This window comes from Mycobacterium sp. IDUB_24 (assembly GCF_055419385.1).
The window spans coordinates 320,069-342,948 of sequence record NZ_JBVAXO010000006.1 but is presented as its reverse complement, the minus strand read 5'-3'; the positions used below and the strand labels follow the sequence as shown (position 1 = coordinate 342,948).

The following is a 22,880-nucleotide window of genomic DNA, read 5'->3' as shown; positions in this document are numbered from 1 at the left end:
TCGACGCATGCTGCAGACCATCGCGATCCGGGGTTACCGCTCGCTACGGGAGGTGATCCTGCCGTTGGCCGAGCTCACCGTGGTCACCGGGGCCAACGGCTCCGGCAAGTCGTCGATCTACCGCGCACTTCGGCTGCTGGCGGACTGCGGGCGCGGCCAGGTGATCGGCTCACTGGCACGCGAGGGCGGTCTGCAGTCGGTTTTGTGGGCGGGGCCCGAACAGCCGAACGAGCGGACTCAGGGCACCGTCCGGACCCGCCCGGTATCTCTCGAACTCGGCTTCGCCGCAGACGATTTCGGCTACCTGGTGGACCTCGGCCTGCCGCAGATGGCCGGGTCCGGAGGCGAGCCGTCGGCATTCACCCATGACCCCGAGATCAAACGGGAGGTGGTGTTCGCCGGACCGGTGCTGCGCCCGGCGTCGACACTGGTGCGTCGCACCCGCGAATACGCCGAGGTCGCCTCGCAATCCGGCCGGGGTTTCGACGAGGTGACCCGTTCGCTGCCCTCCTACCGCAGCGTGCTCGCCGAATACGCCCACCCGGACGCCCTTCCGGAACTCTCCGCGGTCTCCGACCGGCTACGCGACTGGCGGTTCTACGACGGGTTCCGGGTCGACGCCGGTGCACCTGCCCGCCGACCCCATGTCGGAACCCGTACCCCGGTGCTCTCCGATGACGGCTCCGATCTGGCTGCGGCGGTGCAGACGGTCATCGAAACGACCGTCGACGATCTGCAACGCGCGGTGGCCGACGCGTTTGACGGCGCCTCCATCTCGGTGGCGGTCAACGACGGTCTTTTCGATCTGCAGTTGCGCCAGCGCGGCATGCTACGACCGTTACGGGCCGCCGAATTGTCCGATGGCACACTGCGTTTCCTCCTCTGGGCAACGGCACTGGCCAGCCCGCGTCCGCCGTCACTCATGGTGCTCAACGAGCCGGAGACCTCGTTGCACCCCGATTTGGTTCGGCCGCTGGCATCCCTGATCCGCACGGCCGCCAAGCAGTCCCAGGTACTGGTGGTGACGCATTCGCGTGCATTGCTGGACTTCCTGGAGACCACCCCGGCAGCCGACGAGCAGCGCGGTACCGCGATCGAGGTCGAGCTCTTCAAGCAATGGGGCGAGACGCAGGTGGAGGGGTTCGGCATGCTCAACACGCCCTCATGGCACTGGGGAAAACGCTAGCGCTGCACGGATTTCGGTCGTAACGCCCGGCTGAACAGCACGTTGACCTGGCGCATGGCCACACTGTAGGGCCACCACGCCACCCGCTTGAAGGCATACAACGCACGGATGTCGCTTGAGGTGTAGATCAGGAAGCGGTTGCGGCGCATCCCGGCCAGGATCTTGTCGGCGGCCTTCTCCGGCGAGATGGCGTGACCGGCGAACCTGTCGACCCACTTCTGCACATTCGGATCGTCCCGGTCCACACCGGCGATCTGAACCGTCTGCACCAGACCGGTTTTCACCGCGCCCGGCACCACCACCGAGACCCCGATGCGGTGGCGCGCCAGGTCGAAACGCAGCACTTCACTCAGTCCGCGCAGCCCGTACTTGCTGGCGCTGTAGGCGCTGTGCCAGGGCAATGCCACGATGCCGGCGGCCGACGACACGTTCACCAGGTGCCCGCCGCGGCGGGCCTGCACCATCGGCGGCAGGAAAGTCTCGATCACGTGGATCGGGCCCATCAGGTTGACGTCGATCATCGAGCGCCAGTGTTGGTGGGTCAGTTGGTCGACGGTCCCCCAGGCCGACACCCCGGCGATGTTCATCACCACGTCCATCGACGAATGTGCCGCGTGGACGTCGGCGGCGAAGGCCGCCACCTGGTCATAGTCGGAGATGTCCAGCGCCCGGTGCGCGGGAACGTCGGCGCCGAGCGCCTTGGCGTCAGCAACCGTCTGTGCCAGTCCCACTTCGTCCCGGTCGGTCAGATACAGCTCAGCACCCTGCGCCGCGAGCGCAAGGGCAGTGGCGCGCCCGATCCCGCTGGCCGCACCCGTGATCAGACACCTTTTTCCCTGGAAGTGCTCCACCAGACTCGCCCGACCGTTACCCGCGGTATCACTCCCCATAGCGGTGACCTTACCTGTGACGCTAGAGGTCCTGGCCGCCCCACAGTGCGTTGAGCCACAGCCGCTCCACCACGTCGAGTGCACGTGCCGGATCGGTGCCGCGCCCGACGAAGCCCGAATCGTGCGACAGCGTCATCGCCGTCGTCGCGACCAGGGTGCGCACCAGCGCGGGCAGGTCGTCTGAGATCGGGCGGGCGCCCTGGTCCTGTTCGACGAGGCCGACGATCTGGCCGATCACGGCATCCTCGTAGTCGTTCATGATTTCCCGGATCTGGGCGTCGGTGTTCTGCGCGACGGTGCAGGCCGACATGATCGGGTCGTTGGTGGCGAAGACGGTGGCCGCACTGCCGACCATCCGTTTGGCGAAGGCTGCGGGTGTTTCACCGGAATCCCGGGGCGCGTAGTTGTGCGTCAACGCGGCGAGTTGTTCCATGACGTCGGACACGATGACGGCCAGCACCGCGTACTTCGAATCGAAGTAGAAGTAGAAGCCCGAGCGGGCCACCCCGGCGCGTTCGCTGATGGTGCTCACCGACAGATCGGCGAACGAATGCTCTTCGAGCAGGTCCCGCACGGCCGCCACGATGGCCTCGCGTTGCCGGTCACCCCGACTGCGACGGGCCTGCGGACGCCCGGTCGAGCCGTTGCTACTCCCGGGTATCGATTCGGCGGTCATGGCATTAGACCTTTGCATCCACGACGCGCCAGTTCAAAACTTGACATGCGTCAAGTCTGACAGTCAGGATGGCCTCAAGTGGTGACATCGACCACACTTCGTCGGACTTTGTTGGTCAGGAGCGGCCCATGACAACCATCAGCACCCCGCATTACCTGCTCGATCAGGCCAAGCGCCGGTTGACCCCGACCCCGGTGACCATCCCCGGAATGGGAGCGGTCGAGAAGCGGCTGCTGGCACGCCAGTGGAACCAGTTCCCGTTGGCACCTGCGCCCCCGGCGAGCGGCCTCAAGACGGTGATGGGCGACGGCGGGCTGCCGGTGTTCGGGCACATGATCGAGATGTTCCGCGGCGGGCCGGACTTCATCCTGCATCTGTATCGCGAGTACGGCCCGGTGCACTACATGTTCTCGCCGGTGCTTCCCGCAGTGCTGGCATTGGGTCCGGATGCCACGCAGGCCGTGTTCTCGAACCGGAACAAGGACTACTCCCAGCGGGCATGGGATCCGGTGATCGGGCCGTTCTTCGAAGGCGGCCTGATGCTGCGCGACTTCGATGACCACATGTTCCACCGCCGGATCATGCAGGAGGCCTTCACCCGCAGCCGGCTCACGGGATACGTGGGTCACATCGACGCTGTCGCCAGCCAAGTGCTGGCCAACGACTGGGTGGCCAACGACAAGCGCTTCCTCTTCTACCCCGCAGTCAAGGAACTCACGCTCGACATCGCGTCCGAGGTGTTCATGGGTGTTCCAGCGGGTACCGACCGCGCCCTGGTCACTACGGTCAATCAAGCCTTCACCACCACCACGCGGGCCGGCAACGCGATAGTGCGCAAGCCGGTGCCGCCGCTGAGCTGGTGGCGGGGGGTGAAGGCGCGCGAGACGCTGGAGAACTATTTCAACAGCCGGATCGTCGAGAAGCGCGCCTCGCAGGCGACCGACATGTTCAGCGTGCTGTGTCACGCCGAGGACGAGGACGGTCAGCGGTTCACCGACGACGACATCGTCAGCCACATGATTTTCCTGATGATGGCGGCCCACGACACCACCACGTCGACGCTGACCACGATGGCCTACCACCTGGCGGCCAACCCGGAATGGCAGGAGCGCTGCCGTGAGGAGTCCGAGCGGATCGGTGACGGCCCGCTGGACATCGAGGCACTGGAGAAGCTGGAAACCTACGATCTGGTGATGAACGAGGCGTTGCGGATGCAGACCCCGCTGCCGTTCAATTTCCGCCAGACCGTGCGCGACACCGACTTGTTGGGTTTCTACCTCCCTGCCGGCACCAACGTCATGACATGGCCGTCGATCAACCATCGGCTACCGGAGCTGTGGACCGATCCGGAGAAGTTCGATCCTGCACGGTTCGCCGAACCGCGCAACGAGCACAAGAAGCACCGTTATGCGTTCGCCCCGTTCGGCGGTGGCGCGCACAAGTGCATCGGCATGGTGTTCGGCCAACTGGAGATCAAGACCGTGATGCACCGACTGCTGCGCCGCTACCGCCTCGAGCTGACGCATCCCGGTTACCGCCCGCACTATGACTACGGCGGCATGCCGGTGCCGATCGACGGCATGCCCATCGTGCTGCGGCCCCTGCACTAGCCGCGAAGCGCCGAGACTCAGGCCATCATCAGCCGGTTGGCGCACGCGATCACCGCATGCAGGGCCGACTGCTCAGGATCATCGGCCAGGCCCATGGCCCACTCGCTGTGCAGGCCGTCGCTGCCTTCGATGAAAGTCGCGGTCCGGCCGCCGGTGGGCAGCTGATGAAACGATCTGGTTTCAACGGTGATCCCGCGCGCGTACAGCATTTCGGTCAGTGCGGCGACGGGTCCGCTCGCGGACACGGTCAACGTGCTAATGGTGTCGCCCAAAGCCAGCGTGGCCTGGTAGTGGCGCGCCTGCGGCCCCAACCTGCCCGCTGAACGCTGCGTATCGGTGCAGGTCCACTGACCTAGCTTCAACGCACCCGGGCCGGCCGTGTATTCGGCCAGGAACTGTTCCCAGGAGGCGGCCTCGCCGGCCTGTCGCAGGCCGCGCGGCAGAGGGTTGGAGAAATGGGCCGCGAACGTCGGTGCCATGTCCGATTGCTGGGCTGATGAAGTGATGTGCATGCGCCGGTCTTCTCTTGCTCAGAGGAGGTGACCGACGAAGTAGCGAACGACCCACAGCGGGGGGTCGGTCTGATCAGACCCCGCTGCGGGTTGCTACTACAAGTCGCCTTGGCACGTTGGCGATGCTAGACGCAGCCGGACCGGTCACGCAAACACTTTCGCCGTAGTCTCAGCCACGTGGGAGCCTCATGAGCGTCGGTGAGGTCGTCCTGCTTGTCGTGGCCGGGATCGCCGGCGGACTCACCGGCAGCATCGCCGGACTGGCCTCGGTCGCCACCTATCCCGCACTGCTGTTGGTCGGTCTACCCCCGGTCACCGCGAATGTCACCAACACCGTGGCGTTGGTGTTCAACGGCATCGGCTCGGTGCTCGGGTCCCGGCCCGAGCTCGCCGGGCAGGGTGCATGGATCAAACGGATCATCCCGGTCGCCGTTGCCGGCGGGGCCGTCGGCGCCGCACTGCTGCTGTGTACCCCGGCCGAGGGTTTCGAGAAGGTCGTCCCGCTCCTGCTGGCGTTCGCGTCGGTGGCGATCCTGCTACCGCGTGGCCGCCTGCGGGAGACCCGGGTGGTCGATCACCGCGAGCATCGGATCAAGGTCGCCATGGAGGCAGGGTCGATCTTCCTGATCACCATCTACGGCGGGTATTTCGGTGCTGCCGCCGGGGTGCTGCTGCTGGCCCTGCTGTTGCGTACCGGCGGTGCGACGCTGGCGCATGCCAACGCTTCCAAGAACGTGATCCTCGGGGTGGCCAATGCGGTGGCCGCCGTCGCATTCATCGCGGTCGCCCCGGTGTACTGGCCTGCGGTGGTGCCGTTGGGTGCCGGCTGCCTGATCGGCTCCCGGCTGGGTCCGATCGTGGTGCGACACGCCCCCGCCAAGCCGCTGCAGGTCCTCATCGGCGTGGCCGGTGTGGCCCTCGCCGTCAAGCTCGCGATCGACACCTACTAATTTCCCCGCGAACAGTCCCCCGCAAGCGGGAGGGGCCCCCACCAAACCTGCCCCTTTTCCCGTGAAAATGGGCAGGTTTGTGTCTGCTCGGCAATCAGCTGAAGGGATTGTCCCCCTTGGCGACCCGCGTCCCCAGCGCGAGGAGGTTCTCCGCCGAGGCATGTAACTGCTCGCCGGCATCGCGGCTGGCCCGCCCGGCCAGGTATCGCGACCAGGTGCCCTCGATGACGATCCCGAGTTTGAAGCAGGCCAGCGCCACATACCAATCCAGTCGGTCGGTCTGGCGGCCTCCCGCGGCGCGGTACGCCTCGATCAGTTCACTGCGGTGGGCCAGATCACCGAGGGCGGCCAGTGCCGACCCCGCGTTGATCGGATTGGGGTCGTCGGGCCAACAGACGAGCATCCACCCGAGGTCGAGCAGCGGGTCGCCGATCGTGCACATCTCCCAGTCGATGAACGCGGCCAGTTCGGGAGTGTCCCTGCGCAAGAGGACGTTGTTGAGGTGCGCGTCGCCGTGCATGATGCCGGGTTCGGCGTCGGGTGGGCGGTTGTCCTCCAGCCACTGCGCCAAATCCCCCACCCCCGTCAACGACTCGGGTGAATACTGCTCGTGGCGGTAGCTGTCGAGCAGCCCGAGGAACTGCGGAACCTGGCGGGCCAGAAAGGATCCCGGCCGGCGGATGGCGGCGAGTTCACTGTTCTCCCAGGCGACGTTGCCCAGTTCCGCGAGGCTCCCCGCATAGGACGGCCCGACACGGTAGCGCAGGTCGGCATCGTCCCGGTAGGCCTGGCTCACGTCGGTGCCGGGGTTGAACCCGTCGACCTCCTCCATCAGGTAGAACACCACGCCGATCACGTCGAGATCGGTGCAAGCGGCGATGAAACCCGGATGCGGTACCGCCGAGCCCGCCAAGGTGCGCAGCACCGCGATCTCCCGCAGCATCGTCTTGTCGCTGGTCGGCCGGGGGTGTAAAGGTGGGCGCCGCAGCACCATTCGACGTCCGTCGACGCTCATGCCCACCACGATGTTCTGCGTCCCGCCGGTCAGCGGCGCCACGTCGGTCAGTGTCGTTCCGATCCGCTGCTCACGCAGCCAGCGTGCTATGGCGTCCTGATCGGCGGCGCTGAGAGTGGGCAATTCCGGTGCATCGTCGGGCATGAGGCCATGGTGCCAGCTGTCCTTCCGGATCAGTGCACGTTCGCCGCTGACAACAGGTATTCCCACGACATCGTGGAACCGGTGAGGAACCGGTCAGCGAGCGCAGCGATCTCCGCGTCCAGTTCCGCGACCCGATCGGCATCGGCGGCGATGGCCCGGTAGGCCGAGATCGTGGGCCCGTAGTTGGCCTTGAAGTAGTCGCGGAACGCGGCTCCGTCGGCATAGGCTTCGACGTCCAGTTCCCGGCGCTCACAGGTCAATTCGCCGACCCGATCACCCAGCAGGGTGCGCAGGTACTCCTCGTCGCCCCAGCGCGGCGGCGGGGACACCCCGGGTGGCGGCGCGGGTACATACGGCTTCATGGTGGCGAACAACTGGCCGATGAAACCCTCTGGTGTCCAGGAGATCAGGCCGATCCGCCCGCCCGGACGGGTCACCCGGAGGAGTTCGTCAGCGGCCTGCTGGTGATGCGGAGCGAACATCACCCCGATACAGGAGAGCACCGCATCGAAGGAATCGTCGGCGTAGGGCAACGCCTCGGCGTTGGCCTCCGCCCAGTCGATCGTCACTCCGGCGTCCGCGCCGAGGCGGCGCCCCTGGTCGACCAGCTCCGGGCACAGGTCACTCGCGGTCACCCGCGCGCCGGTCGCGGCGGCCGGGATGGCGACGTTGCCGGTCCCGGCAGCGACGTCGAGCACGCGGTCACCGGGCCCGATGCCGCTGGCCTCGACCAGTACGAGACCCAGTGGACGCACGATGTTCGCGGCGATCACCGCGTAGTCACCCAGCGCCCACAGCGCCCGGTGTTTGGCCTCAAGCTCATTGGCGGCGGTCGTGGCCTTCATGACGGGCTCCTGTCGCGGATTGGCTTCATCGTCGCCCCACGCGGTGTGCGGATTCCAGTACCAGATCTGTACTGGCTTCCGGGCCCTGACAGGCGTGTACTGAGAAAGCCACGCATTTTCCGGGGAGGAAGACCGCCATGTCGACGTATGGCCAGTTCTGTCCCGTGGCCAAGGCCATGGAATTGCTCGACGAACGCTGGACCCTGCTGGTGGTCCGGGAACTGCTGCGGGGCAGCGCGCATTTCAACGACCTGCGCCGCGGTGTGCCGAAGATGTCGCCGGCGCTGTTGTCCAAGCGGCTGAAGTCGTTGGCTCGGGCCGGGGTCATCGAGCGTTCGGAGATCGACGGGCGGACAAGCTATTCGCTGACCCCGTGCGGTCAGGAACTCGCCGGCGTGGTCGACGCGCTCGGGTCGTGGGGGGTGCGGTGGATCGGTGAACTGGGCGAGCAGGATCTCGACCCGCACCTGCTGATGTGGGACATGCGCCGCACCATTCCCATCGCCGACTGGCCGCGTTCGCGCACCACGGTTTCGTTCGTCCTCGACGGTGTGGCGCCCAAGGCGTCGCGATGGTGGCTCACCGTGTGCGACGGGCAGGCCGATGTGTGCGATTTCGATCCCGGGCACGAGGTGGCGGGCACCGTGCAGACCTACCTGCGCACGCTGGTCGAGATCTGGCGGGGCGACGTCGGCTGGGCCCGAGCGGTGCTCGACGGCAGTGTCGCGCTGTCAGGCTCCGCTGATGTCCGCCGCGCCATCCCGCAATGGTTGGGCCAGAGCACGGCGGCCACGATTCCCCGGCCGGCCTGAGCGGTCAGTCCAGGATGCGGCGGGCGACGTTGGTGGTGACCAGGTCCAGAAGTTCATCGGCACGCCCGGCCAGGATGGTGCGAATTGCGTAGAGCGAGAAGCCCTTTGCCTGCTCAACTGTGATCGCCGGCGGTATCGACAATTCTTGCCGCGCCGTGTGCACGTCGATGACGGCGGGACCGTCGTAGGTGAAAGCGTCGGTCAGGGCCCGCTCAAGGTCACCCGGTTCGGTGACTCGGCGGCCGAACACCCCCATGGCCTGGGCCACCGCGGCGAAATCGGGGTTGACCAGGTCGGTGCCGAACGTGACGATGCCCGCCGCCTTCATCTCGAGCTCGACGAAGTTGAGCGACGAGTTGTTGAACACGATCACCTTGACCGGGAGCTTGTTCTGGATCAGTGTCACCAGCTCACCGAAGAGCATGGTCAGCCCGCCGTCACCGGCCAGCGCGACCACCTGCCGGTCGGGGAACGCGGTCTGCGCGCCGATCGCATGCGGCAGAGCGTTGGCCATGGTGCCGTGGTTGAACGACCCGATCAGCCTGCGCCGGCCGTTCATCGTCAGGTACCGGGCCGCCCACACCACCGGGGACCCGACATCACAGGTGAACACCGCATTGTCGGAAGCCAACCGGTCAGCAAGCGCGGCAACGTATTCCGGTCGGATCGGGGTCTTGTCGCGGTCGTTGACGGCCAGCGAGTCCAGCTGCCCGCGAGTCTTGCGGTAGTGCCGCAGTGAACGGTCAAGGTGCTCACGGTCGGTCTTGGGACGCAGCAGCGGCTGTAGCGCGGCCAGGGTGTCGGCGACGCTTCCGCGCAGGCCGAGGTCGATCGGGGTGCGACGGCCGAGATTGCGTCCACGGATATCGACCTGGATGACGGTGGCGCTCTCGGGATAGAACTGCTGGTACGGAAAGTCGGTGCCCAGCATCAGCAGGGTGTCGGCCTCCTTGATGGCCTTGTATCCGGAGGCGAAGCCGAGAAGTCCGGTCATGCCGACGTCAAAAGGATTGTCGTACTCGATGAATTCCTTGCCCCGCAGCGCGTGAACGATCGGGGCCTGCAACGTCGCTGCCAGCTCGATCAGCGCGTCGTGCGCGCCGGCCACCCCGGCACCACCGAGGATGGTCACCCGCTCGGCGGCGTTGAGGATGTCGGAAGCCCGGCGCACCGACTCGTCGTCGGGACGCACCACAGATCGAGTGGGCCGCACCGGGCGCGTGGTCCAGCCGGTCTCCCCCGCCCGCTGCAGGAAGATCTCGCCGGGGACGACGATGACGGCAACGCCGTTCTCCTCGATCGCGGCGCGCATGGCCATTTCGAGGATTCGCGGCAGCATCTCGGCGGTGCTGACGAGTTCGCAGTAGACGCTGCACTCGCGAAAAAGGTCCTGGGGGTGGGTTTCCTGGAAGTAATCCGACCCGATCTCGGTCCGCGGAATGTGTGCGGCGACGGCCAGCACCGGCACGCGGCTGCGCTGTGCGTCGTACAGACCGTTGATCAGGTGCAGATTGCCCGGACCGCAACTGCCCGCGCACACCGCGAGCCGACCGGTCAGTGCGGCATCGGCGGCCGCGGCGAAGGCGGCGGTCTCTTCGTGCCGGACGTGCTGCCAGGTGATCTCGCCGCTGCGGCGGATGGCGTCGGTGAATCCGTTGAGGCTGTCACCGGGAAGGCCGTAGACCCGCCTTACCCCGCTCAATGTCAATGCGGAGATGACTTGGTCTGCAATGGTCGCCATCACGCCTCCCTGGTACGTTGCGGGCCGCCTCAGCTGTCCAAGTTGTGTCTGGTCGCCCAGGACGTGATCGCTGCTGCGATTTCCATGGGCTGATCCTCGGGGGTCTCGTGGCCGGCGGGCCCGAGCTTCTCGATTTGCAGGCCGGCGACCGTGGCGGCACACCAGTCGATCAACTCGGGCGTGGTCGACGTCGTGGGTGTGGGGTCGAACGTCAGCATCAGCTTGGGGACGCCCGTACTGGTGGCCAGCCACTCGTCGAACGCCGAGATGCGCTCGACGACATCGGCGGGTGTGCCGTCCACAGGCTGCGATCGCGCCCACTGCAGCAATGGCCTGCGGCTGGCCGGGGTCGGGTAGTAACAGCGATAGACCGCCAGTTCCGGGTCACTGAGTCCAGTTGTCACCGACCCGGGCAGTAGCTGCTCGATGAAGATGTTCTGGTCCAGCACCATGGCCTCACCGACGCCCTCGGTGCGGATCGCCTGGAATAGTTCACGCGCGCCCGCAGAATAGTCTTGCCACGTCATCGGCTTGATGACTGGTTCACTGAACGCCACACCGCGCACTCGCTCGGGATGCCTTGCCGCCCAATCGAACGCCAGGGCGCATCCCCAGTCGTGGCCCACCAGGATGACCTCATCGAGCTCGACTGCGTCAAACCAGGCATCCAGGTAGCGGGCATGGTCGTCAAATGTGTAATCGATGTCCGGCTTGCCGGATTCCCCCATCCCGATGAGGTCAGGTGCCAGACATCGCCAGGTTGGGCCGACGGCCGGCAGGACCTTCCGCCACACAAAGGAGGAGGCGGGGTTGCCGTGAACGAAGACGATCGGCACACCCGACCCGGTTTCCCGATAGAACACGGCCGAGCCGAGAACATCCACTACAGGCACAACGTGACCTCATCTCGGCGCGATCGTTCTCCGCTGCGGGTTCTCACCTTTCACGACAATTCAGACACACATCCGGTACATGGACAGCCATTCCGGCGTGATCGGTGGCACTGGGCGCAGTCCGATCACGCCGGAATTCACTCTACTTGGGCGCGAAGCGCTGACCGGCGTCCAAACGAAGGCACTGGCCGTTGAGCATCGGGTTCTCGGCGATCGCGACGGCGAGCTTGGCGTATTCCTCGGGCTTGCCCAGACGCTTGGGGAATGCGGCGTCCTTGGTGAGCACCGCGGCGAACTCGTCGGGGATGCCCTCGGTCAGGCCGGTCGCGAACAGGCTCGGGGCGATGGCCAGCACCCGGATGCCCAAGCTGCCGAGATCCCTCGCCATGGTCAGGCACATGCCGGCGATGGCGGCCTTCGACGCCGTGTAGGCAACCTGCCCGATCTGGCCCTCGAACGCCGCGATGGAGGCGGTGTTGATGATGACGCCGCGCTCCTCGGCCTCTTCGTCGACGGGCTCGTTCTTGCTCATGTGCCAGGCCGCGAGCCGGCTGATGTTGAACGTGCCGATCAGGTTGAGGTCGATCGTGGAGCGGAACGAATCCAGGCTGTGCGGACCGTCCTTCTTGATGGTGCGCTCGCCGATGCCGCCACCGGCAGTGGTCACGATGATGTGCAGGCCACCCAAGGCGGCCACGGCCTCCTCCAGCACCTTTTCGGTGCCGTCGAAGTCGGTGACGTCGACGGCGAAGAACGACCCGCCGATCGCGTCCGCCACTTCCTGCCCCTTGGACTGCGGCCGGTCCAGTACGGCCACGCTCGCGCCACGCTTGGCCAGTGCCTCAGCGGTGGCCCGGCCGAAGCCCGACGCGCCGCCGACGACGATAGCCTTCTTGCCTTCGATCTCCATCTAGCTTCCTTTCCAAAAATGACCGAAATCGTAAAGCAACTTATCCCATCAACCCTTCCCGTAAGCCTTTCGGGTTCTCCCTCTGCACCGCTTCGCACCGCGAGCGTGCGTGTCTGTCGCCCGACACGCCGCATTTCGCCCGTCATCAGCGCCCGCTCGCGGCTGCTGACCGTGCGTAAATCCCTCGACGCAATCACCGACACCGAATATGTTCGCCTGCCATGACACCTGCACAGCATTGGCGCGACCGGTTGCGCGAGTCCCTGCTGTCGGCGCGCAAGTCCCGCGACACCGCCGGCGTCGCCGCGATCCGGTCGGCGTTGAGCGCCATCGACAACGCCGAGACGCCGCAGGCCGATCAGACCGACACCCGCATCGGTGGACCGATCGCGGGTGCGGTGTCCGGAGTGGGCTCGACGGAAGTGGCCCGCAAAATCCTCAGCGATGCCGAGATTCGCGATCTCATTCGGGCCGAGGTCGATGAACGCCTCAGCGCGGCAGATCAATACACCGCGAACGGGCGGCTCGAGCAGGCGTCTGATCTTCGGTCGCAGGCCGCCGTCCTGACCCAGGTGCTCAACCGAACGCCGGAGGTTGTCTGAGCCGTTGCCTTTTGGTGTGCGATTGTGAGTGCTCGCCATTAGGCAGCCTCGCCTTGCGGTGAGGCGGTCCCCGTCTGGTCCACCGACCGGTGGTGCGGGGTCGACGTTTCATCGCCTGCTGCGTGGCCCGCTGGCGCGGGTTCGGTCTCCTGCGTGGCTCCACGTCCTGCCACCGGGCCACTCCCGGCGGGACTCTGTTCACCCGCGTGTGCGGGTACGCCGAGTCGGGCGAGGTTGATCGCGGCGTTGAGATCACGATCGATCCGCACACCGCATTCGTCGTCGCCGCATTCGAAGACCCGGTCGGACAGGGTGAGGTTTGGCTTTCGCCTCCCACATCCCGAACACGTCTTCGACGACGGATAGAACCGGTCGGCCTCCACCAAATGGCTGCCGTACCAACGAGATTTGTAGCTCAGCATGCGCCGGATCTCCGCCAGCGCGGCGTCGGCCAGTGCGCGATTCAGGCCCCGTTTGCGGGCGCCTCCCTTGGCGCGCATGCCCGTAGCGTTGAGAGTCTCCACCACCACAACATCGTGCTGCTGGGCCAGGGTGGTCGTCGCCTTGTGCAGCACGTCGCGGCGCACCGCCGCGGCATGGGCATGCGTGCGGCCGATACGGGCCTGGGTGGCCCGCCACCGCTTCGACGGCGTCTGTTTGGTGCGGCTACCCCGATCGTAGGGACCGTGCTGACGGGCCGCGCGGCGCTGCAAGGCCCGCAACCGAGCTTGCGCCGCCCTCAACGACTTCGGTGCCGCGATCCGCTCGACCTCCATCCCGTCCGGGGTCGCGACCACCAGCAGACTGTCGGCCTTCACCCCGACGTCAACACCGACCACCGGATGCACCGACTGCCGGGCGTCTGCCGGCCGCGACTTGGCTTCGACGATCACCTGCAGCGCGCAATACCAGCGCCCGGCACTGTCCCGGCGCACCGTGGCCGACAAGATCCGCGCCGACCCGGCCTCGATCCGGCGGGCCAACTTGCGGGTCGATTCATGCGTGCGGACCGCGCCCAGCCGCGGCAGGGTGACGTGGCGGCGGTCGGCCTCGATCCGGATGACCCCAGTCGTGAACCGCACCGACTTCGGGGTCCGGGCCGTTTTGAACCGGGGAAACCCGACTACCCGGCCGGCGCGCTGGCCACGCCGCGATGACGACCATGCGTCCAATCCGCGGGCCAACCCATCAAGGCCAGTGTTGTAGGCCTCCTTGGAGTTCTCGCCCCACCACGGCGCACACCAGGCCTTGCGCTGATTCCAGACCTTGCGCAGCGCCGGCAACGACCACCCCAACACCGGGGTCAACTGCTCCTCGTCGATGCCGTAACTGCGCTCAGCCGAGCGCTGATCCATCACCGCCTTCACCAACACCAACATGTGATTGTGCGCGAACCGCGCCGCACCAGCATGAGAGGCCAACGCCCGCAACTGCGTTGGCGTGGGATCCAACGCGAACCGGTACGCCTGCGCCGTCCACCCATGGGGAATCTCGAACCTAGCCATCGGCTGCAGTCTGCGTCTGCTTGGTTGCGGTGACCGCTCGCATCGCCCGGTTCCGCGCGCCCCGGCGGCCGTACAGGCGCGCGCACATCGAGGTCAGCACCTCGATCATGTCGCCAACCAGATCGTCTTCGGTCTCACCCTTGTCGGTCACCACGATGCGGCGGCCCTGCGCAGATAAAGCCGCTTCGAGATGCTCGACTCCGAAACGGGCCAGCCGGTCACGGTGCTCCACAACCACCACACTCGCAGAGGGGTCAGACAAAACCCGCCGGATCTTCGGCCGTTTCCCGTTCAGCCCGGACCCGACCTCGCACACCACCTCGCCCACCACAAGCCCGTTGGCGGTAACCCACTGGGTCAGGCGCGCGACCTGCCGGTCCAGGTCCGCACGCTGATCATGCGACGACACCCGCGCATAGACCACCACCCGCCCAGCAGCCGACATTTCGGCCACATCAACCCAGATCGTCCCCGAGTCCAAGCGGCGAGCGGGCACCGGCATCCGGTCCTCCCGGAACCACCGATACGCAGTCTGCGGATGCACACCCTGCGTCCGCGCCCACTCGGCCAACTTCACGCACTCAGTAGAACACACATTCGATCACGTTTACTCACACATCACCGAACAGTTCACACCCCGTGGCACGCTGATCACGTGTTGCTCGCCGAGGTTGCCGCCGCATCTGCCGATATCGCGGGGACGCCGGCACGGCTGGCCAAGATCGACCGCATCGCGGCCCTGCTGGCCCAAACCGCCACCGAGGGAGACGGCCGCTCGGTGGCGGTCACGGTGTCCTGGTTGTCGGGAGAACTCCCCCAACGCCAGATCGGTGTCGGCTGGGCGGCGCTGCGCTCACTGCCGGCACCTGCGCAGATCCCCACGTTGACCGTCACCGGCGTCGATACCGCGTTCACCGAGATCAAGAGAATCGCAGGCAAGGGCTCGCAGTCCCTGCGTGCCGATTCGGTCCGCGAGCTTTTCGCCACTGCCACCGATGCAGAGCAGACCTTCCTGCGGCGCCTCCTGGGCGGTGAGCTGCGCCAGGGCGCCCTGGCCGGGGTGATGGCCGACGCGGTGGCCCGCGCGTCGGGCATACCCGCGGCCGAGGTCCGGCGCGCCGCAATGCTCGCCGGTGATCTGGCCGCCGTGGCCGCCGCGGCCCTGACCGGCGGCCGCGACGCGCTTGCCGAGTTCGCCCTGCAGGTCGGTCGCCCGGTTGGCCCCATGCTCGCGCAGACCGCGACCGGGGTGGCCGATGCCCTCGAACGGCTCGGCGGCACAGCAATTTTGGAGGCCAAGCTCGATGGTGCCCGCGTTCAGATCCACCGCAAGGGATCCGAAGTCTCGGTGTTCACCCGCAGCCTCGACGATGTCACCCATCGCCTGCCCGAGGTGGTGGAGGCGACACTGGCCTTGACGGCCACCGATCTGATCGCCGACGCCGAGGCCATCGCGCTGCGCCCGGACAACCGTCCGCACCCCTTTCAGGTCACCGCCGCGAGATTCGGCCGCAAGACCCCGAACGATCTCGAACCGTTGTCGGTGTTCTTCTTCGATCTTCTGCACGTCGACGGCCGGGATCTGCTCGATCTGCCCACCGAAGAGAGGCTGTCCGCGCTCGACGCGCTGGTACCCCCCGACCGACGCGTCGATCGCCTCGTCACCGCCGACGCCGCGGTGGCGCAGGAGTTTCTGGATCGCACCCTGGCCGCCGGTCATGAAGGCGTGATGGCGAAAGCGCCGACGGCACCGTATGAGGCCGGCCGCCGTGGCGCCGGCTGGCTCAAGGTCAAGCCGGTACACACCCTGGATCTGGTGGTACTCGCCGTCGAGCGGGGGTCGGGGCGACGCACCGGCAAGCTGTCCAACATCCATCTGGGCGCGCGCGACCCGGAGACCGGCGGATACGTGATGCTGGGCAAGACTTTCAAGGGCATGACCGACGCGATGCTGATCTGGCAGACCGAGAGGTTTCGCGAATTGCAGGTCGACGACGACGGCTGGGCCGTCACGGTCCGGCCGGAGCAGGTCGTCGAGATCGCCTTCGACGGCGTCCAGCGGTCCACCCGTTATCCGGGCGGTGTCGCGCTACGGTTCGCCAGGGTCTTGCGCTACCGGGACGACAAGACCCCGCAAGAAGCAGACACGATCGACACTGTGCGCGCATTCCTCGCCTGACGCGACCCGGCCCATCTGGTTAGGGTGCGGAAACCGGGATTCGATGCCACGCGGTTTGGCTCGATGAAAAGATCACACACGACGCGTATGACACTGGGTGAGCGAGGAGAGACCGTGGCAACACCGGATGCCCCACCAACGGATCGCATCGAGGAGCACGACGGCGACGTCACCTTTGTCCGCACCGACAAGGACCTTCCGCCGGTCGCGATCGTCGACCGCTCGCCCATCACGGCCAAGCACAAGGCGATCTTCGCGATCGTCGCGGTGCTGGGCGCGATCTCGTGGGCGGTCATCGCCTTCTTCCGCGGCGAAACCGTCAACGCCGTCTGGTTCGTGATCGCCGCGATCTGCACGTACGTGATCGGCTTCCGGTTCTACGCCCGGTTGATCGAGATGAAGATCGTCCGGCCTCGTGACGACAATGCCACTCCGGCAGAGCTTTTCGACAACGGTACGGACTACATGCCGACCGACCGGCGGGTGCTGTTCGGTCACCACTTCGCCGCGATCGCCGGCGCGGGTCCGCTGGTCGGCCCGGTACTGGCCATGCAGATGGGCTATCTGCCCGGGACGATCTGGATCATCATCGGCGCCGTCGTCGCCGGCTGCGTCCAGGACTACCTGGTGCTGTCCATCTCGGTGCGCCGCCGCGGCCGCTCGCTCGGTCAGATGGCGCGCGACGAGCTGGGCCTGGTCGGCGGCGTCGCCGCCATCGTCGGCGTACTGGTCATCATGGTGATACTGCTGGCGGTGCTGGCGCTGGTCGTGGTCAACGCACTGGCGGAAAGCCCCTGGGGCGTGTTCTCGATCGCGATGACCATCCCGATCGCCATCTTCATGGGCTTGTATCTGCGCTTCTTCCGCCCCGGCCGGGTGTCCGAGGTGTCACTCATCGGCGTGGCACTGCTGCTGCTCGCAGTCATCTCCGGCGGTTGGGTGGCCGAAACATCATGGGGTGTCGACTGGTTCACGCTCTCGAAGGTCACGCTGTCGTGGTGCATCATCATCTACGGCCTGGCCGCCTCGGTGTTGCCGGTGTGGTTCCTGCTGGCGCCGCGCGATTACCTGTCGACGTTCATGAAAGTCGGCACGATCGCACTGCTGGCGGTCGGCATCCTGATCGCCAGGCCGGTGATGCAGGCACCCGCGATCTCGCAGTTCGCCGCCAGCGGCACCGGCCCGGTGTTCGCCGGATCGTTGTTCCCTTTCCTGTTCATCACCATCGCCTGCGGTGCGCTGTCGGGCTTTCATGCGCTGATCTCCTCGGGCACCACGCCCAAGCTGCTGGAGAAGGAAAGCCAGATGCGGCTGATCGGCTACGGCGGCATGCTCACCGAGTCGTTCGTCGCGATCATGGCGCTGATCACCGCGGCCATCCTCAACCAGCACCTGTACTTTGCGATCAACGCGCCGACGGCGGCCACCGGCACCACCGCGCAGACCGCGGCCGATTACGTCAACGGCCTGGGCCTGTCGGGTCAGCCGATCACTGCACAGGAGATCACTGCCGCGGCCGACGGCGTGGGTGAGCATTCGATCGTGTCGCGCACCGGCGGCGCGCCGACTCTGGCCTTCGGTATGTCCGAGGTGTTGCACCAGGTCTTCGGCGGGGAAAGCCTGAAGGCCTTCTGGTACCACTTCGCGATCATGTTCGAGGCGTTGTTCATTCTCACCACGGTCGACGCCGGCACCCGGGTCGCGCGGTTCATGCTGTCGGACGGACTTGGCAATCTCGGTGGCCCGCTGAAGAAGCTGCAGAATCCCAGCTGGCGGGTGGGCGCCTGGGCCTGCAGCGTCATCGTGGTCGCCGCGTGGGGTTCGATCCTGCTGATGGGCGTCACCGACCCGCTGGGCGGCATCAACACCTTGTTCCCGCTGTTCGGCATCGCCAATCAGCTGCTGGCGGCGATCGCGCTGACCGTGGTCACCGTGGTGGTGATCAAGCGCGGATTGGTGAAGTGGGCCTGGATTCCGGGGCTGCCGCTGCTGTGGGATCTGACGGTGACGATGACGGCATCCTGGCAGAAGATCTTCTCCGCCGATCCGAAAGTCGGTTACTGGAAACAGCATTCACAGTACGTCGCGGCGCAGGAGGCCGGGAAGTCGACATTCGGCGCGGCGAAGAACCCCGATCAGATCGACGCGGTCATCCGCAACACCTTCATCCAGGGCACCCTGTCGGTGGTCTTCGCGGTGCTGGTGCTGATCGTGTTCATCGCGGGGGTGGTGATGGCACTGCAAGCGCTGCGAGGGGCCGGCCGGCCGCTGGCGGTGGACGAGGAAGTGCCCTCACGCATCTTCGCACCGGCCGGCTTGATCCCGACGACGGCCGAGAAGGAGGTGCAGAAGCAGTGGGACGCCTTGCCCGGAGCACACGCCAAGCCGCACGCCACATCGGGTGGTACTGGTCAACATTGATGGGCGACAACCACTATCGCCGCTACGTCGCGCACCGCGAACGTACCCACCCGGGTGAGCCGGTGCTGTCCGAGCGCGACTACTGGAAGATGCGGCACCGCAACACGGAGGCCAATCCGGGCGCGCGCTGCTGCTGAGCGACGAATCTGCTGATGGACTGGTCTGAAGTCGTCGCGTCCGGCTAAACTGTCGTCCATACGGTAAGGCCGTCGTGAATGGAGCGCGTTCGTGAACAAAGACGACATGATCCTGATCAGCGTGGACGATCACATCGTCGAACCGCCTGACATGTTCAAGAATCACCTTCCCAAGAAGTACGCCGATGAGGCACCACGCCTGGTGCACAACCCCGACGGCAGCGACACGTGGCAGTTTCGCGACATCGTCATTCCCAACGTCGCACTGAACGCGGTCGCCGGCCGCCCGAAGGAGGAGTACGGCCTGGAACCTCAGGGCCTCGACGAGATCCGGAAGGGCTGCTACGACGTCGACGAACGCGTCAAGGATATGAACGCCGGCGGCATCCTCGGGTCGATCTGCTTCCCGTCCTTCCCCGGCTTCGCCGGCCGCCTGTTCGCCACCGAGGATCCCGAGTTCTCCCTGGCTCTGGTGCAGGCCTACAACGACTGGCACATCGATGAATGGTGCGGCGCCTATCCCGCCCGCTTCATCCCGATGGCGCTTCCGGTGATCTGGGATGCCGAGGCGTGCGCCCAAGAGGTCCGCCGGGTGTCGAAGAAGGGCGTGCACGCCCTGACATTCAGCGAGAACCCGGCGGCGATGGGTTATCCCAGTTTCCATGATGATTACTGGACTCCGCTGTGGAAGGCGTTGTGCGACACCAACACCGTGCTCAACGTGCACATCGGGTCCTCGGGCAAGCTGGCCATCACAGCCCCGGACGCACCGCTGGACGTGATGATCACCCTGCAGCCGATGAACATCGTGCAGGCCGCCGCGGATCTGTTGTGGTCCAAGCCCATCAAGGATTATCCGGATCTCAAGATCGGCCTGTCCGAGGGCGGCACCGGTTGGATTCCGTATTTCCTGGAGCGCGTCGACCGCACCTACGAGATGCACTCGACCTGGACGAAGCAGAACTTCGGCGGCAAGGTACCCAGCGAGGTATTCCGCGACCACTTCCTGACCTGCTTCATCTCCGACCCGGTCGGCGTGACACTGCGCAACAAGATCGGCATCGACAACATCTGCTGGGAAGCCGACTATCCCCACAGCGACTCGATGTGGCCGGGCGCTCCCGAGGAGCTGTGGGATGTGTTGACCGAGAACAACGTTCCCGACGACGAGATCAACAAGATGACCCACGAGAACGCCATGCGCTGGTATTCGTTCGATCCGTTCACCCACATCTCGCGCGAGCAGGCCACCGTCGGCGCACTCCGCAAATCCGCCGAGGGTCACGATGTTTCGATCCAGGCGCTGAGTCACCACGAGCAGGGCACCCGCGCTGACGCGCTGCACGCCGCGGCGCGGGGCAACTCGGGCAGCGAGTAAGCCACTTCCTCCCGCGAGCAGACACAAAACTGTCCCTTTCCGAGCGGAAAGGGACAGTTTTGTGTCTGCTCGGCGCGCCTAACGCAGCGAATACCTCACTGGCAGGTGCTTGAGACCACCGACGAATGTCGTGGCCATGTGCTGCGGTACGCCGATGAGCTCTGCGGAGCGCAACCGCGGTAGCAGCTCGGAGAAGAAGCTGTTGATCTCCATCCGGGCCAGTGCGGCACCGAGGCAGAAATGCACACCGTAGCCGAACGCGATGTGTTTGTTGGGGTCTCGCCCGACATCGAAGCGGAACGGATCTACGAAGACGTCCTCGTCTCGGTTACCCGAGACATAGGACAGCAGTACCGACTCGCCCTTCGCGATGCGTACACCACGAATCTCGTAGTCCTGTTGCGCGGTACGCATGAACTCCTTGACCGGTGTCGTCCACCGGACCATCTCCTCGACCGCCAGCGGCATCAGACTCATGTCGTTCTGCAGCCGGGCCAGTTGGTCGGGATTCTGCAGCAGCGCGTGCATGCCTCCAGAAATGCTGGCACTGCTGGTGTCGTGGCCGGCAGCGGCGATGATCGCGTAATAGGAAACGGTGTCGATATCGGACAGCGGCTCGCCGTCCAGCGTGGCGTTGGCGATCGTCGAAGCGAGGTCGTCGGTCGGATTCGCCCGACGTGAGGCGGTCAGTTCGGTGAAGTACTGGAACATTTCGAGCAGCGCCATGCCCTGCTCCTCCATGCTGGTGCCGCGCTTGAACTCGTCGTCGTCACTGCCGAACAGCTCCTGGGTGAGCTTGAGCATGAAGGCAAAGTCCGACTCGGGTACACCGAGCAGCGTCATGATCATGTACAGCGGATAGTTCACGGCGACCTGCTGCACGAAATCGCATTCCGGCCCCTCGTCGACCATTCTGTCGACGAACCGCTTGGCCAGTTCGTCGGCGCGGTCCTTCAACGCGCGCATGGCCTTTGGCCGGAACCAGTTGGCTCCGATGGCCCGCAGGTCGCGATGCAGTGGGTCGTCCGTGTGGATCAACGTCCGGATTCCGATCGCAGCCTGCTGCTCGTCGCCCTCGCGGGTGACCAATACCGGGCGTGGCGAGTTGGTGAAGATGTAGTTGGCACGCTCGATCTCCATGATGTCTGCGTGCTTGGTGATCCCCCAGAACGGGGCATAGTCGGGTACCTCGACCCAGGACACCGGGGCGTTGGCCCGCAGGTGGGCCAGGTCCGCGTGCAATGTCACCTCGTCGGTGTACGCCGACGGGTTGGCGAACATTCTGGCGACATCGTCGACGGTGCGGACGGTCATACGTTGCTCCTCACTGGCGGGCATTCTCGAAACTCCTGCAGCACCGCATTCACGGTGTCTGGGGACACCGCGGCGGGAAAACCTGGCAGCACGCGATCGATGACACCGTCGCAGCGGCGTCGCAACGCCGCGGCGAGGTCGGGGACCGGGGCGACGACGGCGAAGGCGTCGAGCACCTCGTCATCGATGAGCTCACCCATCGCGTCCCACTGACCGGCGAGTGACAGCCTGTGCAGTTCGGTGTGCAGATCGCCCCAGCCGTGCAGCTCCAAGACTTTGCGGTAGGCCGGCGTCGAGCCGTAGAAGGCGAGTTGTTTGCGGGTCGCGATCGACGCCGCGGCCATCTCCTGCTCGTCTGCGCCGGTCACCAGGAACACCGGGCAGGACAACTCGAAGTCGGCGCGATCCCGCGCACTGCGGTCCATTCCGCGCTGCAACGCGACCGTGGTCACCTCGTCCAGGTAGCGCCGGGTGGTGAATGCGTGGGCCAGCAGTCCGTCGGCCATCTCACCGCACACTTCGGTCATCAGCTCCCCCACCGCGGCCAGGAACACCTTGGGGAACGGCAGGTCCGACGGTTCCGGGGTGAACATGGGCGTCATGATCTTGTGGGTGTAGAACTCCCCCTCGAACCGCAGCTTTGCGCCATCGCGCCAGCATCCCCAAATCGCTTGCAGCGCATCGATGTACTCGCGCATGCGGCGAGCCGGGTGGCTCCACGGCATACTGAATCGCTTTTCGATGTGCGGCTGGATCTGCGTGCCCAGCCCCAGAACGAAGCGCCCGCCCGAGTACGTCTGCAGATCCCAGCCCAGCTGGGCCATCGTCATCGGATTGCGCGCGAAGGCCACCGCGATGCTCGTGCCTATCTGGATCCGCTCGGTGTGCTCGGCCGCAAGCGCGAGGGGCAGGAACGGATCGTGGTTGATCTCACCGGTCCAGCATCCGTCGTAACCGCTCGCCTCGAGCTCACGGGCGACATCGCGAACTTCGGCGAGCCGGCTGGGAATGCCGCGGTCGACTTTGACAGCGCGAGGAACGGGGTCACTCATTGGCGACAGATTCCTTTGCCAGCGTGTTTCACCATGCGCGAACCGAGCACCTGATCGACGCTACAGTAAGCAATTCAGTATGGTCAACGGCGGTAGGCTTGGGCACCA

General features: G+C 65.9%; 21 protein-coding genes. 9 read left to right on the top strand and 12 right to left on the bottom strand.

The annotated features are described in order from the left end of the window. The first annotated feature begins 7 nt into the window (after window positions 1-7). The gene (locus tag ACZYZF_RS21945; protein WP_463744329.1) at window positions 8-1,186 is read left to right on the top strand and encodes an AAA family ATPase; all 1,179 of its coding nucleotides are present in this window, start codon (window positions 8-10) and stop codon (window positions 1,184-1,186) included. On the opposite strand, the gene ACZYZF_RS21940 is transcribed toward ACZYZF_RS21945, so the two are convergent. Both ACZYZF_RS21940 and ACZYZF_RS21935 read right to left on the bottom strand, forming a co-directional pair. Beyond that, window positions 1,183-2,076 (bottom strand): SDR family oxidoreductase, encoded by an 894-nt coding sequence (locus ACZYZF_RS21940; protein WP_463744330.1) that lies wholly within the window; start codon window positions 2,074-2,076, stop codon window positions 1,183-1,185. The genes ACZYZF_RS21945 and ACZYZF_RS21940 overlap by 4 nt on opposite strands. Before the next feature lie 22 nt (window positions 2,077-2,098). After that, a complete protein-coding gene (locus ACZYZF_RS21935; RefSeq protein ID WP_463744331.1) occupies window positions 2,099-2,752 on the bottom strand; it encodes a TetR/AcrR family transcriptional regulator in 654 nt (217 codons plus the stop codon). Between the two features lie 128 nt (window positions 2,753-2,880). On the opposite strand from ACZYZF_RS21935, the gene ACZYZF_RS21930 reads away from it, so the two are divergent. After that, window positions 2,881-4,362: a cytochrome P450 gene (locus ACZYZF_RS21930; protein WP_463744332.1), complete on the top strand. Its 1,482-nt coding sequence runs from the start codon at window positions 2,881-2,883 to the stop codon at window positions 4,360-4,362. A 17-nt stretch (window positions 4,363-4,379) separates the two neighbouring features. Here ACZYZF_RS21930 and ACZYZF_RS21925 read toward each other — a convergent pair whose 3' ends face one another. Then, entirely contained in the window at window positions 4,380-4,841 is a 462-nt protein-coding gene (locus ACZYZF_RS21925) for a homocitrate synthase (protein ID WP_463744333.1), read from the bottom strand. Window positions 4,842-5,062: 221 nt separating this feature from the next. Between ACZYZF_RS21925 and ACZYZF_RS21920 the strand changes: the two genes are divergently transcribed. Beyond that, window positions 5,063-5,824, top strand: coding sequence for a sulfite exporter TauE/SafE family protein (locus ACZYZF_RS21920; protein ID WP_463744334.1), 762 nt, complete (start codon window positions 5,063-5,065; stop codon window positions 5,822-5,824). 94 nt (window positions 5,825-5,918) lie between these two features. On the opposite strand, the gene ACZYZF_RS21915 is transcribed toward ACZYZF_RS21920, so the two are convergent. After that, window positions 5,919-6,983, bottom strand: coding sequence for a phosphotransferase family protein (locus tag ACZYZF_RS21915; protein WP_463744335.1), 1,065 nt, complete (start codon window positions 6,981-6,983; stop codon window positions 5,919-5,921). Window positions 6,984-7,012: 29 nt separating this feature from the next. Then, window positions 7,013-7,828, bottom strand: a complete 816-nt coding sequence (locus ACZYZF_RS21910) for a class I SAM-dependent methyltransferase (RefSeq protein WP_463836812.1) — start codon at window positions 7,826-7,828, stop codon at window positions 7,013-7,015. Between the two features lie 137 nt (window positions 7,829-7,965). Here ACZYZF_RS21910 and ACZYZF_RS21905 point away from each other — a divergent pair, with 137 nt between their 5' ends. Next, window positions 7,966-8,640, top strand: a complete 675-nt coding sequence (locus ACZYZF_RS21905; protein ID WP_463744337.1) for a winged helix-turn-helix transcriptional regulator — start codon at window positions 7,966-7,968, stop codon at window positions 8,638-8,640. Window positions 8,641-8,644: 4 nt separating this feature from the next. On the opposite strand, the gene poxB is transcribed toward ACZYZF_RS21905, so the two are convergent. The 3 genes from poxB to ACZYZF_RS21890 all read right to left on the bottom strand — a co-directional run bounded on the left by poxB (window position 8,645) and on the right by ACZYZF_RS21890 (window position 12,184). Continuing rightward, a complete protein-coding gene (poxB, locus tag ACZYZF_RS21900) occupies window positions 8,645-10,381 on the bottom strand; it encodes a ubiquinone-dependent pyruvate dehydrogenase (RefSeq protein ID WP_463744338.1) in 1,737 nt (578 codons plus the stop codon). Between the two features lie 29 nt (window positions 10,382-10,410). After that, window positions 10,411-11,274, bottom strand: coding sequence for a haloalkane dehalogenase (locus ACZYZF_RS21895; protein ID WP_463836811.1), 864 nt, complete (start codon window positions 11,272-11,274; stop codon window positions 10,411-10,413). 142 nt (window positions 11,275-11,416) lie between these two features. Beyond that, complete coding sequence (locus ACZYZF_RS21890; RefSeq protein ID WP_055112536.1) at window positions 11,417-12,184, bottom strand: SDR family NAD(P)-dependent oxidoreductase; 768 nt, start codon at window positions 12,182-12,184, stop codon at window positions 11,417-11,419. A gap of 221 nt (window positions 12,185-12,405) precedes the next feature. Here ACZYZF_RS21890 and ACZYZF_RS21885 point away from each other — a divergent pair, with 221 nt between their 5' ends. Beyond that, window positions 12,406-12,786 (top strand): GatB/YqeY domain-containing protein, encoded by a 381-nt coding sequence (locus tag ACZYZF_RS21885; protein WP_463744339.1) that lies wholly within the window; start codon window positions 12,406-12,408, stop codon window positions 12,784-12,786. A 38-nt stretch (window positions 12,787-12,824) separates the two neighbouring features. Here ACZYZF_RS21885 and tnpB read toward each other — a convergent pair whose 3' ends face one another. After that, window positions 12,825-14,291 carry an IS607 family element RNA-guided endonuclease TnpB gene (gene tnpB / locus ACZYZF_RS21880; RefSeq protein ID WP_463744340.1) on the bottom strand — a complete coding sequence of 489 codons (1,467 nt, stop codon included), beginning with the start codon at window positions 14,289-14,291 and terminating at the stop codon, window positions 12,825-12,827. Further along, window positions 14,284-14,868, bottom strand: a complete 585-nt coding sequence (locus ACZYZF_RS21875) for an IS607 family transposase (protein WP_463744341.1) — start codon at window positions 14,866-14,868, stop codon at window positions 14,284-14,286. The genes tnpB and ACZYZF_RS21875 overlap by 8 nt, the downstream gene beginning before the upstream one ends. Before the next feature lie 78 nt (window positions 14,869-14,946). Between ACZYZF_RS21875 and ACZYZF_RS21870 the strand changes: the two genes are divergently transcribed. From ACZYZF_RS21870 to ACZYZF_RS21855, 4 genes are all read left to right on the top strand, one after another. Continuing rightward, a complete protein-coding gene (locus tag ACZYZF_RS21870; RefSeq protein WP_463836810.1) occupies window positions 14,947-16,470 on the top strand; it encodes an ATP-dependent DNA ligase in 1,524 nt (507 codons plus the stop codon). Window positions 16,471-16,584: 114 nt separating this feature from the next. Then, the gene (locus tag ACZYZF_RS21865; protein WP_463836809.1) at window positions 16,585-18,891 is read left to right on the top strand and encodes a carbon starvation CstA family protein; all 2,307 of its coding nucleotides are present in this window, start codon (window positions 16,585-16,587) and stop codon (window positions 18,889-18,891) included. Continuing rightward, the gene (locus tag ACZYZF_RS21860) at window positions 18,891-19,028 is read left to right on the top strand and encodes a CstA-like transporter-associated (seleno)protein (RefSeq protein WP_216615863.1); all 138 of its coding nucleotides are present in this window, start codon (window positions 18,891-18,893) and stop codon (window positions 19,026-19,028) included. Before ACZYZF_RS21865 ends, ACZYZF_RS21860 begins: the two co-directional genes overlap by 1 nt. Before the next feature lie 91 nt (window positions 19,029-19,119). Beyond that, window positions 19,120-20,406: an amidohydrolase family protein gene (locus ACZYZF_RS21855; protein ID WP_463744344.1), complete on the top strand. Its 1,287-nt coding sequence runs from the start codon at window positions 19,120-19,122 to the stop codon at window positions 20,404-20,406. 78 nt (window positions 20,407-20,484) lie between these two features. Here the strand turns inward: ACZYZF_RS21855 and ACZYZF_RS21850 are convergent, their stop codons facing one another. Both ACZYZF_RS21850 and ACZYZF_RS21845 read right to left on the bottom strand, forming a co-directional pair. Beyond that, on the bottom strand, window positions 20,485-21,720 hold the full coding sequence (locus ACZYZF_RS21850) for a cytochrome P450 (protein ID WP_463836808.1): 1,236 nt from the start codon (window positions 21,718-21,720) through the stop codon (window positions 20,485-20,487). Then, complete coding sequence (locus ACZYZF_RS21845; RefSeq protein ID WP_463836807.1) at window positions 21,717-22,772, bottom strand: LLM class F420-dependent oxidoreductase; 1,056 nt, start codon at window positions 22,770-22,772, stop codon at window positions 21,717-21,719. Before ACZYZF_RS21845 ends, ACZYZF_RS21850 begins: the two co-directional genes overlap by 4 nt. Window positions 22,773-22,880 lie beyond the last annotated feature (108 nt).

Coding starts and splice junctions, on each gene's coding strand:
- ACZYZF_RS21945 (WP_463744329.1), top strand. CDS start 8: ATGCTGCAGACCATCGCGATCCGGGGTTACCGCTCGCTACGGGAGGTG.
- ACZYZF_RS21845 (WP_463836807.1), bottom strand. CDS start 22,772: ATGAGTGACCCCGTTCCTCGCGCTGTCAAAGTCGACCGCGGCATTCCC.
- ACZYZF_RS21850 (WP_463836808.1), bottom strand. CDS start 21,720: ATGACCGTCCGCACCGTCGACGATGTCGCCAGAATGTTCGCCAACCCG.
- ACZYZF_RS21890 (WP_055112536.1), bottom strand. CDS start 12,184: ATGGAGATCGAAGGCAAGAAGGCTATCGTCGTCGGCGGCGCGTCGGGC.
- ACZYZF_RS21905 (WP_463744337.1), top strand. CDS start 7,966: ATGTCGACGTATGGCCAGTTCTGTCCCGTGGCCAAGGCCATGGAATTG.
- ACZYZF_RS21940 (WP_463744330.1), bottom strand. CDS start 2,076: ATGGGGAGTGATACCGCGGGTAACGGTCGGGCGAGTCTGGTGGAGCAC.
- ACZYZF_RS21935 (WP_463744331.1), bottom strand. CDS start 2,752: ATGACCGCCGAATCGATACCCGGGAGTAGCAACGGCTCGACCGGGCGT.
- ACZYZF_RS21930 (WP_463744332.1), top strand. CDS start 2,881: ATGACAACCATCAGCACCCCGCATTACCTGCTCGATCAGGCCAAGCGC.
- ACZYZF_RS21915 (WP_463744335.1), bottom strand. CDS start 6,983: ATGCCCGACGATGCACCGGAATTGCCCACTCTCAGCGCCGCCGATCAG.
- ACZYZF_RS21910 (WP_463836812.1), bottom strand. CDS start 7,828: ATGAAGGCCACGACCGCCGCCAATGAGCTTGAGGCCAAACACCGGGCG.
- ACZYZF_RS21885 (WP_463744339.1), top strand. CDS start 12,406: ATGACACCTGCACAGCATTGGCGCGACCGGTTGCGCGAGTCCCTGCTG.
- ACZYZF_RS21920 (WP_463744334.1), top strand. CDS start 5,063: ATGAGCGTCGGTGAGGTCGTCCTGCTTGTCGTGGCCGGGATCGCCGGC.
- poxB (WP_463744338.1), bottom strand. CDS start 10,381: ATGGCGACCATTGCAGACCAAGTCATCTCCGCATTGACATTGAGCGGG.
- tnpB (WP_463744340.1), bottom strand. CDS start 14,291: ATGGCTAGGTTCGAGATTCCCCATGGGTGGACGGCGCAGGCGTACCGG.
- ACZYZF_RS21925 (WP_463744333.1), bottom strand. CDS start 4,841: ATGGCACCGACGTTCGCGGCCCATTTCTCCAACCCTCTGCCGCGCGGC.
- ACZYZF_RS21860 (WP_216615863.1), top strand. CDS start 18,891: ATGGGCGACAACCACTATCGCCGCTACGTCGCGCACCGCGAACGTACC.